The organism is Pseudoflavonifractor sp. 524-17, assembly GCF_009935845.1.
Lineage (GTDB): Bacteria > Bacillota > Clostridia > Oscillospirales > Oscillospiraceae > Pseudoflavonifractor_A.
In genome coordinates this window covers 16,547-31,176 of sequence record NZ_QWEK01000044.1, presented here as the reverse complement: position 1 = coordinate 31,176, position 14,630 = coordinate 16,547, and the positions used below count along the sequence as shown (strand labels likewise).

Below are 14,630 nucleotides of genomic sequence, written 5' to 3'. Positions count from 1 at the left end.
TTTTCTCACCCTGCTCTATTTTACCTCGTTTATATGAAAAAGTCTGCCGAAGGGCAGACTTTTTCGACAGGCTGGGCACAGCCTGCGGGCTGTGCCGTTTTTGAACAGAGCAGTTTTGTGTTTTGGCGGGCAGGGTTCAGCCCTGGGCGAGGGACTTGGGACCGAAGCCGTGGGCCAGCAGCTCGTGGAGGGGGTAGCGGACAAAGCTGTGGTCGGCCCTGGCTACCAGAACGATGAGCTCAGGGGCGAACTCGTAGAGCATCTGGCGGCAGGCGCCGCAGGGCCAGCAGTAGTCGGCGGAGTTGCCCACCACGGCAATGCGGACAAAGTCGTCCCGGTGCCCCTCGCTGACCGCCTTGACCAGAGCGGTGCGCTCGGCACAGATGGTGGAGCCAAAGGCGGAGTTTTCTACATTGCAGCCGGTAAAAACAGTGCCGTCGGCACACATTAAGGCGGCCCCGACGGGGAAGTGGGAGTAGGGAACGTAGGAGTATTGCAGCATGGTAAACGCGCGCTCAACCAGTTCCTGATCAGTCATAAGATGGTCCTCCTTTGGATATGGATGTGTGGTTTGACAGCAGGGCGTCCAGGTGCGCAAGGCCCTGTGGACGCTGGGGCGGAACCTCCGAGGAGGGGCAACGTCTATTCTAGCCGCAGAAGAGACATTTGTCAATATCAGCGGTGAAACAGGGAAAAAGGGGAGGAATTCCACAAAAGGGATGCCGGAACGGCACAAAGCCCCTGGGAGCCGGCGGGCTCCCAGGGGCAGGGGGCTACTGGACGGAAAGGACCTCATAGCCGGCGCCGGTGACGGCCTGGGTGAGGGCGGCGTCCGCCACATCAGGACCGCAGGTGACGGCGGCGGATTTTTCCTCCAGGCTCATCACCACAGCGGTGACGCCGGGGACGGCGGAGAGGGCCTTCTCCACCCGGCCGGTGCAGTGGGCGCACATCATGCCATCAATGATCAATTTCTTTTCCATCTGCTGAACAGCTCCTTGCTTTAAAATTTCCCCCGGCGCCTCCGAAACAGGGGAGGGGGCCGGCGAGACAGCGGAAGGGGTGCGCTCCGCCTGAAAGAACCGCAGGCGCAGGGCGTTGGTGACCACGCATACGGAGCTCATGCTCATGGCGGCGGCGGCGAACATGGGGTTAAGCATCTGGTGGATCAGGGGATACCAGAGCCCAGCGGCCAGGGGGATACCGATGACGTTGTAGATAAAGGCCCAGAACAGATTCTGCTTGATGTTGCGGATGACCGCCTTGGACAGCCTGACGGCGGTGACCGCGTCCATTAGATCGCTCTTCATCAGCACGATATCGGCGGACTCAATGGCCACGTCGGTGCCGGCGCCGATGGCCAGACCCACGTCCGCCCGGGCCAGGGCGGGGGCGTCGTTGATGCCGTCCCCTACCATAGCGACTTTTTTGCCCTGCTGCTGGAGGGCGGAGATCTGCCGCTCCTTGTCTTGGGGGAGAACCTCCGCCATTACCTGGGAGACCCCCAGCTGCCGGCCGATGGCATCAGCGGTGCGGCGGTTGTCGCCGGTGAGCATGACCACCTCCAGGCCCAGCTGCCGGAAGGCGGCTACCGCCTGGGCGCTGGTGGGCTTGGGAGCGTCGGCCACGGCGATGAGGCCCAGCAGCTTTTTCTCCGTCTCATCGGCGAAGAAGAGGGCGGTCTTACCCTGGGCGGATAGGGCGTCCGCCTGCGCGGCCAGGGGGGCGGGATCGATACCGGCCTCCTCCACCATGGCCCGGTTGCCGCCGAGAATGGTGTGTTCCCCGGAGACGGCCCGGACCCCCCGGCCGTGGACGGCGGCAAAGCCGCGCACCGGAGCGGCGGGGAGATTGCGCCGCTGCGCCTCCTCCACAATAGCCTCGGCCAGGGGGTGCTCCGAGGGGCCCTCCAGCCCGGCGGCCAGAGCCAGCAGGCCGCTGCCCTCCCCGCCGGAGGGGTCCGCAGGGATCAGGTCGGTGACCACCGGCTTGCCCTGGGTGAGGGTGCCGGTTTTGTCTAAAACGACAGTATCGATGGTGTGCAGCGTCTCCAGCGCCTCGGCGGATTTGATCAAGATGCCGTTTTCCGCCCCCTTGCCGGTGCCCACCATAATCGCCACCGGGGTGGCCAGCCCCAGAGCGCAGGGGCAGGAGATGACCAGCACCGCCACGCCGGTGGTGAGGGCGGAGGTGACCGCCCCGGTAATCAAAAACCACACGGCGGCAGTGATCAGGGCAATGCCAATCACCACGGGAACAAATACCCCCGCCACCCGGTCGGCCAGCTTGGCGATGGGGGCTTTGGAGGCGGAGGCCTCTTCCACCAGGCGGATCATCTGGGCCAGGGTGGTGTCCTCTCCCACCCGGGTGGCCTCAAAGCGGAAGGAGCCGGACTTGTTGATGGCCGCGGCGGCCACCTTGTCCCCAGGGCCCTTTTCTACCGGCATGGACTCCCCGGTAAGGGCGGACTCGTCCACGGAGGAGGTCCCATCCACTACTACGCCGTCCACGGGAATGCGCCCGCCGGGGCGGATGACCACAAGATCCCCCACCTGGACCTCCTCTACCGGGATCTCAACCTCCGTCCCGTTTCGGAGCACCATGGCCGTCTTGGGAGCCAGATCCATCAGCCGGGCGATGGCCTGGCCGGTTTTGCCCTTGGACCGGGTCTCCAGAAATTTGCCCAGGGTGATGAGGGTGAGGATCATGCCGGCGGACTCCAGATAGAGGTCCATGGCCCACTTATCGACCAGGGCGGCGTCCCCGTGGCCCAGGCCCCAGGCGATCTGGTACAGGGCCACCAGCCCATAGAGCACCGCGGCGCTGGAGCCCAGGGCGATGAGGGAGTCCATGTTGGGAGAATGTTTCCAAAGAGTTTTGAAACCGACTTTATAATACTTGTCGTTTACATATAAAATGGGCAAAAGGAGCAAAAGCTGGGTGAGGGCAAAGATCATGGCGTTGCCGGTGCCATGGAAAATGTGTGGAAGGGGCCAGCCCATCATGTGCCCCATAGACAGATAGAACAGGGGGATGAGGAAGAGGAAGGACGTGATCAGCCGGCGCTTCATGGCCTTCAGGCCGGCGGCCATAGAGTCCCCGGCCTGGGCGGCAGCAGTTCTGGCGGGTGCGCCTCCTTTTGCGGGGAGAGCGGCCCCGTAGCCCGCTGCTTCCACCGCGGAGATAATAGCGGCGTCGCCGGTGCGGCCCTCGTCGTAGTCCACCAGCATGGAGCTGCCCAGCAGGTTCACGTTGACTGCGCATACCCCCTCCACCTTGGACACCGCCTTCTCCACATGGGCGGAGCAGGCGGTGCAGGTCATGCCGGTGACCAGATATTTTTGCTTCATAGTTACCTCCAGATGTGTGGCACGCTATTTCAAAATGCGGTCCAGGGCCTGGACCACCTCGTGGATTTTCTCCTGCCGCTCCTGGTCGCTGGCGGCGTTGCGGACGCAGTGCTCCAGATGGGCGGTGAGAATGTCCCGGTTGACCCGGTTCAAAATGGCGGCGGTGGCCATGACCTGCTGGGAGATGTCGATGCAGTAGCGGTCCTCCTCTACCATCTTCACAATGCCGTCCAGCTGGCCCCGGGCGGTTTTAAGCAGGCGGAGTACTTTGTCGCGATCAGCGGTCACAGTTGGTCCCTCCTTTAATAGACACCCCCCTGGGGGGGAGTATCTAAAGCTTATACCAGCAAGATGGATTTGTCAAGAAGGAGTTTCCCGCCGGAATGGAAGAATCTCCGGTTTTACTTGATTTCCCAGTCCTCTTTAGTATATACTACCCTTTGTATACAGAAGCGATACAACGATTAAGGAGGATATGGACAGATGGATGGAATTCCTCTGCCGCTTTTACTGGATGGCGGGACCGGCAGCGAGCTGTTGAAGCGGGGAATGCCGGCGGGGGTGTGTACCGAGCAGTGGGTGCTGGAGCATCCCGGGGTGCTGCTGGGCCTTCAGCGGGAGTATGTGGCCGCGGGGGCGGATGTGATTATGGCGCCCACCTTCAGCGCCAACGCCATCAAGCTGGAGGAACATGGCATTTTTGGCCAGGTGGCGGAGTACAACCGGCGGCTGGTGGCCCTTTCCAAAGAGGCAGCGGACGGGAAAGCCCTGGTGGCGGCGGATCTGTCCCCCACGGGAAAGTTCATCCAGCCCTATGGAGAGAGCACCTTTGAGCTGCTGGAGGCGGTATATACCGAGCAGGCCATGGCCTTGGCGCTGGCGGGGGTGGATCTCTTCATGATTGAGACCACCATGACCGTGCCGGAGGCCCGGGCGGCGGTGCTGGCGGTACGCCGGGTGTCCGACAAGCCGGTATTTGTCAGCTTTACCTGCGACGAGAATGGGCGCACCGTGTCGGGGACGGATGTGCTGGCGGCCATGATTATCATGCAGGGCATGGGGGTGAGCGCCTTTGGCCTGAACTGCTCCTCCGGACCGGACCGGATGGTGGAGCAGATCCGCCGCCTGGCCCCCTATGCCAGAGTACCCCTCATCGCCAAGCCCAACGCGGGCCTGCCCCGGGTGGAGGGGGGCGAGACGGTGTACGACTGTGAACCGGAGGAGTTCGCCTCCTATACCCGGGCCCTGGCAGAGGCGGGAGTGCGGGTGTTCGGCGGCTGCTGCGGTACCACGCCGGAGCACATCGCCCTTCTGCGCCAGGCGGTGGACAGCATCGGCTTCCAGTCCTTCCCGGCAGTGGAGCGGGACCCGGACGTGATCCCCTGCGCCAGCGAGACCGAGGCCCGGTTCATCACCCCCGACGTGGACGTGGGCGAGCCCATCCGCTGCACGCCTGATCTGATGGAGGACATTGTAGAGGCAGAGGAGAGCTGCCCCCAGGGGGCGCTGAAAATTGAAATTCTGGAGGAGGACGATCTGGCCCTCTTCGCGGAAAATCAGTACGCCATCAAGGACGCCCTGTGCATCGGCACCGACGTGCCGGAGCTGCTGGAGGGCGCCCTGCGGGCCTTTCAGGGCCGGGCCTTCTGGGATGGGACCGAGGAACTGGAACCCGCCTTCCTGGAGGAGATGCGGAAGAAATACGGCCTGATTCTGCTGTGAGTGGGAGCGTCCGGGCGGAGCTGTGAGCGTCTCTTTTTCATACCGGCCGCGCCGCTCCGGCGCGGCCCTGCTTTTCTCAGGATATCACTTAAAGGAGAATGGATATGAAGGTGGCCTACGCGGGCTTTGATCTGCTGTCCCCCTGCCTGGAGGCGCTGGAGGAGGCGGGGTGTCAGATCATGAAGCTCTTTACCTTTCCCACAAACAATGTGTACGAGTTCAACCGGGCGGTGACGGACTTCGCCCAAAAGCGGAACATCCCCTGGACAGATCAGCGGGTGACCTCCGGCGACCTGCTGGCGCTGTTGGATCAGGGGTGCGAGGCGCTTTTCTCCGCCGGGTATATCTACAAAATCCCAGTGGATACCCCCCTGCGGTGCGCCAACGTCCACCCCGCCCTGCTGCCCCTGGGCCGCGGGCCGTGGCCCATGCCCTGCACCATCCTGAAGGGGCTGAGGGAGAGCGGCGTCACCATCCACAAGGTGGCCGCCGGGTTTGACACCGGGGACATCCTGCTCCAGCGGCCCTTCCCGGTGACGGAGGCGGACACCCTGGAGACCATGACCGAGACCATCCGGCGGCTGGCTCCCCAGGTGCTGGCGCAGGCGGTACGGGACTTTGATCGCCTGTGGGACAAGGCCGTCCCCCAGGGGGCGGGGGAGTACTGGCCGGAGCCCGCTGGGGAGGAGCTGGTGATCCGGCCGGAGGACGCCGCCGCCTGGGCGGACCGGGTGGTGCGGGCCTTCGCGGGGTACGGCTGCACCCTGCGCCTGCCGGATAGGGACATCACCGTGCTCCGGGGGGAGGCCAGAAGAGAAGACCACGGCCAGAGACCGGGGACGGTACGGCTGGCGGACGGGGCGCGGGAGTACGCCTTATCCGACGGCTGGCTGCGGGTGCTGGCGTAACAGCGTCTGACAGCAGGGGCTTTGCGGATGTGGAAAAGGAGGAGAGAATGAGACAGGTGGATTTGGGGCAGTGGGCCCGGCGGGATCACTATCAGTTTTATAAAAACTTGGCAATGCCCCTCTACAATATGACCTTTCCCGTGGATGTGACGGGCCTGCGGCGCTATGCCAGGGAAAAGGGGCTGTCCTTTTACTGCGGCATGATCTTTCTGGTCACAAAGGCCATGGAAGAGGTGGAGGCCTTCCACTACCGGGAGAAGGACGGGGGCGTGGTGTGGTATGACACCCTGATCCCCAGCTTTACCGATCTGCACCCAGGCAGCGAGTATTTTCACATTGTTACGCTGGAGGCAGGGGACAGCCTGGACGCTTTCTGCCGGGCGGCCCGGGAGAAGAGCCGGGCGCAGACTGTATTTCTCGCCAACGGCCCCTGGGATTTGGAGCGGCAGATCCACTTTACCTGCCTGCCCTGGTTCCCGCTGAGCGCCTACAGCAATGCCTGGGATGGGGATCCGGCGTTTTCCATTCCTCAGGTTGCCTGGGGAAAGTATGAAGAGAGCGGAGGGCGCACGGTACTCCCCCTCTCTCTGGAGCTCAACCACCGGCTGCTGGACGGCATCCACGCGGGTCAGTTCTATAAAAACCTCAGCCGGCGTCTGGCGGCGCTGGAGGCGGGCGGTACGCCGTGGATGTAGCGGAGATCAGAAAAAAGCTGTCCAGCCGCGCCCCGGGGTTCCAGGGGATACGAGGGGAATACGGCCTGCTGGTCCCTCTGGTGGAGGGGCCGGCAGGGTTAAGCCTGCTCTTTGAGGTGCGGGCGGCGGCTCTGCGCCGTCAGCCGGGGGAGGTCTGCTTCCCCGGGGGGCGGATGGAGCCGGGAGAGACCCCGGCGGACTGCGCCCTCCGGGAGACCTGGGAGGAGCTGGGCATCCCGCCGGGAGAGGTGGAGGAGATCGTTCCCCTGGACCGCCTGCTCCACCAGAGCGGCGACCTGATGCATCCCATTCTGGGGCAGGTAAAAACCAGGGAGTTCAGGCTCAATCCCAACGAGGTGGAGGCGGTGTTCCAGGCGCCCCTGTCCTTCTTTCTGGAGACGGAGCCCCTGTGTCCGGTGTGTGTTCTGGAACCCAGGGTGGCGGAGGATTTCCCCTACAGCGAAATCGGCTTTCCCAAGGGCTACCCCTGGCGGGGCGGTCAGGTGGACGTGCCCATCTACCAGTGGGAGGGGCGGGCCATCTGGGGGTTGACGGGGCGGATCGTCCGGGGGCTGGCGGAGGCCCTGCGGAATGGGTAGCCGGCTGGAGTTTTTGGACCCCTTCTGGTACAAGGACTGCCCCAGCTGCTTTCCGCTGGGCCGGGACAGTCTGGAGCTGGGCCGGTTCGCCGCGGTAAAGCCCGGGTGGCGGGTGTGCGATCTGGGGTGCGGGGGCGGTGTGCTGCTTCTGCTGCTGGCCGGCCGGGCGGAAAAGTTGGAGCTCACCGGCGTGGAGCTGGACGGCCCCTCCGCCCAGGCGGCACGGGAGAACCTGGCCCGGAACGGCCTGTCGGGGACGGTCCGGCAGGGGGATCTGCAAAGCGTGGAGCTGCCGGCGGGGAGCTTTGATCTGGTGGTGTCCAACCCACCCTATTTCGCCCAGCGCTCCGGACGCTCCGGCGGCGGGGCCCGGATGGAGGAGCGCTGCACGTTGGCGGAGCTGTGCAAAACAGCGGGGCGGCTGCTGAAATATCACGGCCGGTTCGCCCTGGTCCACCGGCCGGAGCGGCTGGCGGAGATAGTATGCGCCCTGCGGGGGGCAGATTTGGAGCCCAAGCGGATGCAGATCCTTCAGCACAGCGCCAGCCACCCCCCCTTCGCCCTGCTGATGGAGGGGGTTAAAAGGGGGCGGCCGGGGCTGGAGCTTCTGCCGGTAAAAATCCTGACGAATGAAACATAAGGAGGTGCCCATGGCGGGAGTGCTCTATCTGGTCCCCACGCCCATTGGCAATCTGGGGGACATATCAAAACGGATGGCGGAGACGCTGGCGGAGGTGGACTTCATCGCGGCGGAGGACACCCGCGTGTCGGTGAAGCTGCTCAACCACTTAGGGCTCAAAAAGCCTATGGTGAGCTATCACCGCCACAACACCCGGACGGGAGGAGAGGCGGTTCTGGCCCGGCTGCTGGCGGGGGAGAGCTGCGCTTTGGTGACGGACGCCGGTACCCCGGCGGTGAGCGACCCGGGGGAGGAGCTGGTGGCCCTGTGCGTCGGAGCGGGGGTGGAGGTGGTGAGCCTCCCGGGGCCCTGCGCCCTGGTGACTGCCCTGTCCGTGTCCGGACTGCCCACAGGACGCTTTACCTTCGAGGGCTTTCTGGCCATGAACAAAAAGAACCGCAGGGCCCATCTGGACAGCCTGCGGAAGGAGACGCGGACTATGATTTTCTACGAGGCTCCCCACAAGCTCCCCGCCACTCTGGCGGATTTCCGGGACTGCTTTGGAGACGGACGGCGGCTGACCCTCTGCCGGGAGCTGACCAAGCTCCACGAGGAGATCAGGCGTACCACCGTGGGGGAGGCGGCCCGGTGGTACCAGGACAACCCGCCCAAGGGGGAGTTTGTGCTGGTGCTGGAGGGGGCCGGCGTACAGGACAAGGCTCCGGCGGCCCTGGAGGAGGGGCTGGCCCTGGTGGGGCGCCTGCGGGGGGAGGGGAGCTCCCTACGGGACGCGGTGCGCCAGGCGGCAAAGGAGACCGGCCTGTCCCGAAACGAGCTGTACAGCAGGGCCGTCAATCAAACTGGAAAATAGGGCGGGACGGCGGGAGAAGCGCAGGCTATTTTCGGGAATTTTTTCGCCGGCCCAAGGTGGAGGAGGAAAATATACTAAAAGTATAATTTCAAGATCGGGAATGGAGCGGTGATCTGAAAAAATATTTTGCCGCCTGCAAAGCAGGAGAGAACCACAAAAAGGTACGCTGCATCCCGCCGCGCATCCAGGGGAAAAGAGGCGGGACTTCAAAAAAGATACCAAAAAAACCCGATGGCCCAATAGGCTGCCGGGTTTTTTAAGTGTACAAGGTATCCGGATGCTTACTTGCCCTGAAGCTCCTTCAGGCAGTTGGGGCAGATGTTCTTGCCGCGGAAATTGATAACATCCTTCGCGTCATCACAGAAGATGCAGGCGGGCTGGTACTTCTTCAGGACGATGGAGGCTCCGTCTACATAAATCTCCAGAGAGTCCTTTTCCGCGATATCCAAGGTGCGGCGAAGCTCAATGGGAAGAACGATACGGCCAAGTTCGTCAACCTTTCTTACAATGCCAGTAGATTTCATAGCGATACGTCCTTTCTTTCAGGGGTTGCCATGTTTTTCTATGTTTCCCTAGAAACTGTCATTATTATAACACTTCGTATAAAATTGTCAATTGGAATTTGGAAATTTAGATCGTAAATTTTCGACGCTTGTCGCAAAAATGGAATAAATTGTATTTTTCGGATAAGAAGCGGGAAGATCGAATTTTAAGGGAATCCGCCGGTAAAAGGTCACATAAAAGCGGCGGGAGGCCGCGTAGAATAGAACAAATAAAATGGCATGGAAAGAAGAGGGAAATATGGGAATGTCAATTATCTGGTCGGCGATGGTGGTGATCTCCGTGGTGTGCGCGCTGGTAAACGGCCGGGAGGGCGCGGTGGCCGGCGCGGCGATGGAGGGCGCGGCGGCGGGGATTGAGCTGTGCCTGTCCATGGCGGGGGTGCTGTGCCTGTGGATGGGGGTTATGGAGGTGATGAAGCGCTCCGGCCTGTCGGAGGCTCTGTCCCGGCTGCTGCGGCCGCTGCTGCGGCGGCTGTACCCGGAGTTCGCCCGGGACGGGGAGGTGATGGACAGCATTGCGGCCAACGTGTCGGCCAATCTGCTGGGGCTGGGCAACGCGGCTACCCCTCTGGGAATCAAGGCCGCCCGGCTGATGAGCAGGCGCACTCCGGGGGTGGCAAACAACGCGCTGTGTACCCTGGTGGTGTGCAACACCGCCTCCCTTCAGCTCATCCCCACCACGGTGGCCAGCGTCCGGGCGGCGGCGGGGAGCGCTGCCCCCTTTGACATTCTGCCGGCGGTATGGCTGGCCTCGGCCATTTCGGTGGCGGTGGGGATTGGGGCCAGCAAGCTCTTTGGCATGATAAACCCGATACCTGCGGTGGGCGGGCCAATTCTGTTCGGACAGGGGGGAGGGCGGTGATGGATCTGCTGCTGACCATGCTGGTGCCCCTGATTCTGGCGGCGGTGGCCCTGTGGGGGACCGCCCGCCGGGTGGATGTGTACGACGCCCTGGTGACCGGCGCGGGAGAGGGGCTGGGGGTGCTGATTAAAATCGTCCCAGCTCTGGTGGGACTGCTGACGGCGGTGTATATGCTGCGGGCCTCCGGCGCGCTGGAGCTGGCGGCCCAGGGGATGGCTCCGGTGCTGCGCCTGCTGGGCATTCCGCCGGAGACGGTGGGGCTGCTGCTCATCCGGCCGGTGAGCGGCAGCGCCGCCCTGGGGGTGGGGGCGGAGCTCATCTCCACCTATGGCCCCGACTCCACTGTGGGGCGCACCGCGGCGGTGATGCTGGGCTCCACCGAGACCACCTTTTACACCATCGCGGTCTACTTCGGCGCGGCGGGTATCGTAAAGACCCGCCACGCCATTCCCGCCGCCCTGTGCGCCGACCTGGCGGGCTTTGTGGCCGCGGCCTGGGCGGTGCGGGTGTGTTTTGGAATATAGGCCCTGCCGCGCCGCCGGCCCTTTCAAAATATGAGTGCTGCGGGGACTGAGAAATTTCCTATTGACTTTATCCATTAAAAGTATTAAAGTATTCTCAGATCGAACAGGAGGACAACGCCATGCTTCGTACCGCCGGTTATGGAATGACTGCGTACCGCTGCTATTATTTCAGCAGCGGAAGCTCTGTCTGCCTGTAGCCGGTCTGTCAGGATGGCGGTCCAGCCCCTGTGGGGGATACCGGACGAAACCAAACCGCGGCAGCCCAGTGAGGGCGGCCGCGGTTTTTTGCCGCCTGCATGTTTTAGAAAGGAAGGAATCTCTTATGGTAGTCATCATGCGACACGAGTTCACCCCGGAGCAGCTTCAGGAGGCCATTCAGGCCATGAAGGCGGGAGGGGTAAAGGTCAACATCTCCAAGGGCGCGGAGACTACAGTGCTGGGCGCTGAGGGCAACGCGGCCAAGGTGGATTTGGAGAAGCTGGAGCAGTTGCCTGGTGTGGAGCGTGTGATGCGGGTGAGCGAGCCCTATAAAAAGGCCAACCGGAAGTACCACCCGGACGACACGGTGATCGAACTGGGGGGCGGCACGCTGCTGGGAGGAAAGAAGCTGGCGGTAATCGCCGGCCCCTGCTCGGTGGAGAGCGAGGCGCAGATTACGGGGATTGCCCGGGCGGTGCAGAAGAGCGGCGCCGGAGCCCTGCGCGGGGGCGCTTTCAAGCCCCGCACCTCTCCCTACGCTTTTCAGGGGCTGGAGTGCGAGGGGCTGAACCTGCTCCAGAAGGCCAAGGAGGCCACCGGCCTGCCCATTGTGACGGAGATCATGTCCACAGAGTATATCGAGCTCTTCGAGGAGTGCGTGGACGTGATCCAGGTGGGGGCGCGGAATATGCAGAACTTCGACCTGCTCAAGCGCCTGGGCCGGAACACCACCAAGCCCATCCTCCTCAAGCGGGGGCTGAGCGCCACGGTGGAGGAGTGGCTGATGTCCGCGGAGTACATCATGGCCGGGGGGAACCAGCGGGTGATTTTGTGCGAGCGGGGCATCCGCACCTTTGAGACCTTCACCCGAAATACCCTGGACCTGTCCGCGGTGCTGGCGGTGAAGCAGCTGTCCCACCTGCCGGTGGTGGTGGACCCCTCCCACGCCTGCGGCAAGGCGTGGATGGTGGAGCGGATGGCCATGGCGGCGGTGGCCGCCGGGGCGGACGGACTGATTATTGAGGTCCACAACGATCCCAAAAACGCCCTGTGCGACGGGGCCCAGTCCATCACCCCGGCGGAGTTCGGCGCCCTGATGGACAAGCTGGCTCCCCTGGCCCGGTGCGTGGGCCGGGAGTGGTAGAGACAGCGGGAAAAGAGGGATGTTATGAAAAAGCGCGTGGTGATTGTGGGCCTAGGCCTGATTGGCGGCAGTATGGCCCTGGCCCTGAAGGGGTTTGAAGACTATGAAATCGTGGGGGTGGACGTGTCCCAGCCCACCCTGCGCTTCGCCGCGGAGCACGGGGTGGGGGACCGGGTGACCGGAGAGGCCGGACAGGCAGTGCCGGAGGCCGACGTGGTGATACTGGCCCTCCACCCCAATGGGATCGTCCGTTTTCTGGAGGAGTACAAGGATGTCTTCCGGCCGGGGGCACTGGTGGCCGACGTGTGCGGTGTAAAGACCGCCATTCTGGAGGGAGCCCGGGTATTGCCCCCCCAGGTGGACTTCATCGGCTGCCACCCCATGGCGGGGACCGAGTTCTCCGGTGTGGAGCACGCCTTTGCCCAGATGTTCCAGGGCAGTCACTTTATCCTCATTCCCCGGGAGGACAGCACGGCGGAGCATATCGCCCTGCTCAAGCGCATGGCGGTATACATGGGCTGCCGGGACGTGTACCAGACCACGCCGGAGGCGCATGACGCCATGATCGCCTATACCAGCCAGGTGATGCACCTGATCGCCGTCAGCGTGTGCGACGACCCCATGCTCTTTGCCTGCAAGGGGTTTGAGGGTTCCTCCTTCCGGGGCTGCACCCGGGTGGCCGCCCTGGACGTGGGCCTGTGGACCCAGCTGTTTTCCATGAACCGGCCCGCCCTGGTAGAGGCGCTGGACCGGCTGCTGGATAACCTGTCTGCTTACCGGGAGGTGCTGGCCGGGGGGGACCGGGAGAAGCTGGCGGAAAAGCTGTCCTACTCTGCCGCCCGGAAGCGGAAAATGGACCTCCCTGGCCCGGACTTGCTGGAATAATACAAAAATACCCTGTTCCGACGGCGGAGCAGGGTATTTTTATCGAAATTACAGGCGGTGCTCCTCGCTGCCGGCGGTGAGGGAGAGAAAGGCGGCGAGGGCCAGGATCAAGGCGGCCAGCATGACGAGGGCCTCCCCGGCCATGACCCAGGTACGGCCGGCCAGAGAAATCACCAGGGTATATTTTAGGCGGAGATAGACGCAGTAGGAGCCAAAGGAGGCCAATTGGGTGAGCAGGGCGATGGGGAGGTGCCGGGGAGAGCGGGCGGCCCAGATCAGTGTGACCAGATCCGCCAGGAAAAAGTACCGCTCGTGCATGTAGGGCAGCAAAAAGGGGATGCCAAGAGCCAGCACCGCCGCCCCGGCCAGAATGGCCTCATTCCCCGCCCGGTCCCGGCAGAGGAAGAGCCAGCCCATGACGAAGAAGCACAGCAGAAACGCGGCGGCAATGCCCAGTTTGGGGAGGAGGGGACTGGTGGTATCCGCCCCATGGGGGATGAGAGAGAAGACCGTGGGGGCGTTGAACACTAGGGCGTGAGTGTACTGACTGGCCTGCTGGAAGTATACGCCCAGAATATCCTTGAGGGGCTTGCCCAGAAGCAGGGCGGGAAGGACGGTAAGGGCATACACGGCGGGAAAAAGAAGCAGATCGAAAAACTTCACCCGGCGGAGAAACCAGAGGATGCCCCACAGGGGGATGAGAAAGATGGTCTGCAATTTGAAGGAGAAGGCCACCGCCAGCAATGCCACCGAGGCCCGGGGCCGATCCGTGAAAACAAAGGCTAAGGCGTGGAGGACCAGCGCGCCGTAGAGGGAGTCGCACTGTCCCCAGAAAGCGCCGTTGAGCACCACCGTGGGGAGAAGGAGGAGAAGGTGGAAGACTGCCAGAGGCGCAGGGCCGGCCTCCCGGCCCTGAAGGGCCTGGGTCAGCCGGAGGCCGCCCCAGGCCAGGAGGACATCAAAGAGGATGGAAAAGAGCTTGATGGCGTACAGATCGGGGAAGGGAAGATAGGAGATGGCAGCCATGAAGTAGAGATAGGGGGCATTATAGTCCCCGATGGGCAGCTTGACGGCGGAAAACCCTCCGTTTTCCCGGAAAAAAGCTGCCCAGTGGGAGAGAAAGTCCCGGTAGTCGTAGGAGATGTGGTCCAGCGCCAGGGCGCGCAGCAGAAAGGCCAGGGCGATGGGCACCAGGGACATCCACAAAAGCTGTCCCCGGCAGCCGGAGCGGAAGAGGAGATACAAAGCCAGCCCCGCCAGCAGCAGCAAAACCGCGCCCACCCAGAGATGGACGCCCAGCCCGCCCTGCTCCAGAGACAGTACGGCAAACAGAGTAATCAACGAGAGAACGCCGCAGGCGGCGGGCCACAGGGCGGCGGCAGGAGAGATGGAACGCATAACAGGACCTCCAGGGCAGGAAATACAAAAAAAGTCCGGATCTTCTCCGAACTTTACCAATATAGACATTGACTCGCAAGCTAAAAAGTGGTATAATAGGGCGCTAATTGATAAAAGGGCACAGCAACCCCTCTCCCACATCTGCCTAGAGTATAGCAGTTTTCTCCCAAAACTGCAAGAGGAAGTGGGAGTTATTCCGCCAACAGCGCCGGGTGTGTCCGGCGGGCGGACCGGAAAGCGGGCGGGGTGCCCGGACGACCGCCAGAGGCGAAGGGAAAGGAATGGTCATTCA

At 63.0% G+C, this 14,630-nt stretch carries 15 protein-coding genes; 10 read left to right on the top strand and 5 right to left on the bottom strand.

What is annotated here, in order from left to right:
- Positions 1-136 precede the first annotated feature (136 nt).
- From cdd to D1159_RS14435, 3 genes are read right to left on the bottom strand one after another with little or no spacing between them, the layout of a single operon-like run.
- Positions 137-796 carry a cytidine deaminase gene (gene cdd / locus D1159_RS20260; protein ID WP_347563705.1) on the bottom strand — a complete coding sequence of 220 codons (660 nt, stop codon included), beginning with the start codon at positions 794-796 and terminating at the stop codon, positions 137-139.
- Entirely contained in the window at positions 774-3,350 is a 2,577-nt protein-coding gene (locus D1159_RS14440) for a heavy metal translocating P-type ATPase (protein ID WP_161846357.1), read from the bottom strand. The genes cdd and D1159_RS14440 overlap by 23 nt, the downstream gene beginning before the upstream one ends.
- A gap of 24 nt (positions 3,351-3,374) precedes the next feature.
- Positions 3,375-3,638, bottom strand: a complete 264-nt coding sequence (locus D1159_RS14435; protein WP_161846356.1) for a metal-sensing transcriptional repressor — start codon at positions 3,636-3,638, stop codon at positions 3,375-3,377.
- 195 nt (positions 3,639-3,833) lie between these two features.
- Between D1159_RS14435 and D1159_RS14430 the strand changes: the two genes are divergently transcribed.
- From D1159_RS14430 to rsmI, 6 genes are all read left to right on the top strand, one after another.
- Positions 3,834-5,072 carry a homocysteine S-methyltransferase family protein gene (locus tag D1159_RS14430; RefSeq protein WP_161846355.1) on the top strand — a complete coding sequence of 413 codons (1,239 nt, stop codon included), beginning with the start codon at positions 3,834-3,836 and terminating at the stop codon, positions 5,070-5,072.
- Between the two features lie 104 nt (positions 5,073-5,176).
- Positions 5,177-5,980: a formyltransferase family protein gene (locus D1159_RS14425; RefSeq protein WP_161846354.1), complete on the top strand. Its 804-nt coding sequence runs from the start codon at positions 5,177-5,179 to the stop codon at positions 5,978-5,980.
- 47 nt (positions 5,981-6,027) lie between these two features.
- On the top strand, positions 6,028-6,675 hold the full coding sequence (locus D1159_RS14420; RefSeq protein WP_161846353.1) for a CatA-like O-acetyltransferase: 648 nt from the start codon (positions 6,028-6,030) through the stop codon (positions 6,673-6,675).
- Positions 6,666-7,274: a CoA pyrophosphatase gene (locus tag D1159_RS14415; protein WP_161846352.1), complete on the top strand. Its 609-nt coding sequence runs from the start codon at positions 6,666-6,668 to the stop codon at positions 7,272-7,274. The genes D1159_RS14420 and D1159_RS14415 overlap by 10 nt, the downstream gene beginning before the upstream one ends.
- A complete protein-coding gene (locus tag D1159_RS14410; protein ID WP_161846351.1) occupies positions 7,267-7,914 on the top strand; it encodes a methyltransferase in 648 nt (215 codons plus the stop codon). Before D1159_RS14415 ends, D1159_RS14410 begins: the two co-directional genes overlap by 8 nt.
- A 10-nt stretch (positions 7,915-7,924) precedes the next feature.
- Complete coding sequence (gene rsmI / locus D1159_RS14405; protein ID WP_161846350.1) at positions 7,925-8,764, top strand: 16S rRNA (cytidine(1402)-2'-O)-methyltransferase; 840 nt, start codon at positions 7,925-7,927, stop codon at positions 8,762-8,764.
- A gap of 281 nt (positions 8,765-9,045) precedes the next feature.
- Here the strand turns inward: rsmI and D1159_RS14400 are convergent, their stop codons facing one another.
- A complete protein-coding gene (locus tag D1159_RS14400; RefSeq protein WP_161846349.1) occupies positions 9,046-9,288 on the bottom strand; it encodes an AbrB/MazE/SpoVT family DNA-binding domain-containing protein in 243 nt (80 codons plus the stop codon).
- Positions 9,289-9,565: 277 nt separating this feature from the next.
- On the opposite strand from D1159_RS14400, the gene D1159_RS14395 reads away from it, so the two are divergent.
- The 4 genes from D1159_RS14395 (at position 9,566) to D1159_RS14380 (ending at position 12,940) form a co-directional block, all read left to right on the top strand.
- On the top strand, positions 9,566-10,189 hold the full coding sequence (locus D1159_RS14395) for a nucleoside recognition domain-containing protein (protein ID WP_161846348.1): 624 nt from the start codon (positions 9,566-9,568) through the stop codon (positions 10,187-10,189).
- On the top strand, positions 10,189-10,713 hold the full coding sequence (locus D1159_RS14390; protein WP_161846347.1) for a nucleoside recognition domain-containing protein: 525 nt from the start codon (positions 10,189-10,191) through the stop codon (positions 10,711-10,713). The genes D1159_RS14395 and D1159_RS14390 overlap by 1 nt, the downstream gene beginning before the upstream one ends.
- Before the next feature lie 322 nt (positions 10,714-11,035).
- Positions 11,036-12,055, top strand: coding sequence for a 3-deoxy-7-phosphoheptulonate synthase (gene aroF, locus D1159_RS14385; protein WP_161846346.1), 1,020 nt, complete (start codon positions 11,036-11,038; stop codon positions 12,053-12,055).
- A 24-nt stretch (positions 12,056-12,079) separates the two neighbouring features.
- Positions 12,080-12,940 (top strand): prephenate dehydrogenase/arogenate dehydrogenase family protein, encoded by an 861-nt coding sequence (locus tag D1159_RS14380; RefSeq protein ID WP_161846345.1) that lies wholly within the window; start codon positions 12,080-12,082, stop codon positions 12,938-12,940.
- Positions 12,941-12,988: 48 nt separating this feature from the next.
- Here D1159_RS14380 and D1159_RS14375 read toward each other — a convergent pair whose 3' ends face one another.
- Positions 12,989-14,338, bottom strand: coding sequence for a conjugal transfer protein TraL (locus D1159_RS14375; RefSeq protein WP_161846344.1), 1,350 nt, complete (start codon positions 14,336-14,338; stop codon positions 12,989-12,991).
- Positions 14,339-14,630: the final 292 nt, after the last annotated feature.

What these genes read in the sequence shown, in the direction of transcription:
- D1159_RS14395 (WP_161846348.1), top strand. Translation starts at nt 9,566, where the DNA reads ATGGGAATGTCAATTATCTGGTCGGCGATGGTGGTGATCTCCGTGGTG.
- D1159_RS14430 (WP_161846355.1), top strand. Translation starts at nt 3,834, where the DNA reads ATGGATGGAATTCCTCTGCCGCTTTTACTGGATGGCGGGACCGGCAGC.
- D1159_RS14420 (WP_161846353.1), top strand. Translation starts at nt 6,028, where the DNA reads ATGAGACAGGTGGATTTGGGGCAGTGGGCCCGGCGGGATCACTATCAG.
- rsmI (WP_161846350.1), top strand. Translation starts at nt 7,925, where the DNA reads ATGGCGGGAGTGCTCTATCTGGTCCCCACGCCCATTGGCAATCTGGGG.
- D1159_RS14390 (WP_161846347.1), top strand. Translation starts at nt 10,189, where the DNA reads ATGGATCTGCTGCTGACCATGCTGGTGCCCCTGATTCTGGCGGCGGTG.
- cdd (WP_347563705.1), bottom strand. Translation starts at nt 796, where the DNA reads ATGAGGTCCTTTCCGTCCAGTAGCCCCCTGCCCCTGGGAGCCCGCCGG.
- aroF (WP_161846346.1), top strand. Translation starts at nt 11,036, where the DNA reads ATGGTAGTCATCATGCGACACGAGTTCACCCCGGAGCAGCTTCAGGAG.
- D1159_RS14375 (WP_161846344.1), bottom strand. Translation starts at nt 14,338, where the DNA reads ATGCGTTCCATCTCTCCTGCCGCCGCCCTGTGGCCCGCCGCCTGCGGC.
- D1159_RS14400 (WP_161846349.1), bottom strand. Translation starts at nt 9,288, where the DNA reads ATGAAATCTACTGGCATTGTAAGAAAGGTTGACGAACTTGGCCGTATC.
- D1159_RS14410 (WP_161846351.1), top strand. Translation starts at nt 7,267, where the DNA reads ATGGGTAGCCGGCTGGAGTTTTTGGACCCCTTCTGGTACAAGGACTGC.
- D1159_RS14380 (WP_161846345.1), top strand. Translation starts at nt 12,080, where the DNA reads ATGAAAAAGCGCGTGGTGATTGTGGGCCTAGGCCTGATTGGCGGCAGT.
- D1159_RS14440 (WP_161846357.1), bottom strand. Translation starts at nt 3,350, where the DNA reads ATGAAGCAAAAATATCTGGTCACCGGCATGACCTGCACCGCCTGCTCC.
- D1159_RS14425 (WP_161846354.1), top strand. Translation starts at nt 5,177, where the DNA reads ATGAAGGTGGCCTACGCGGGCTTTGATCTGCTGTCCCCCTGCCTGGAG.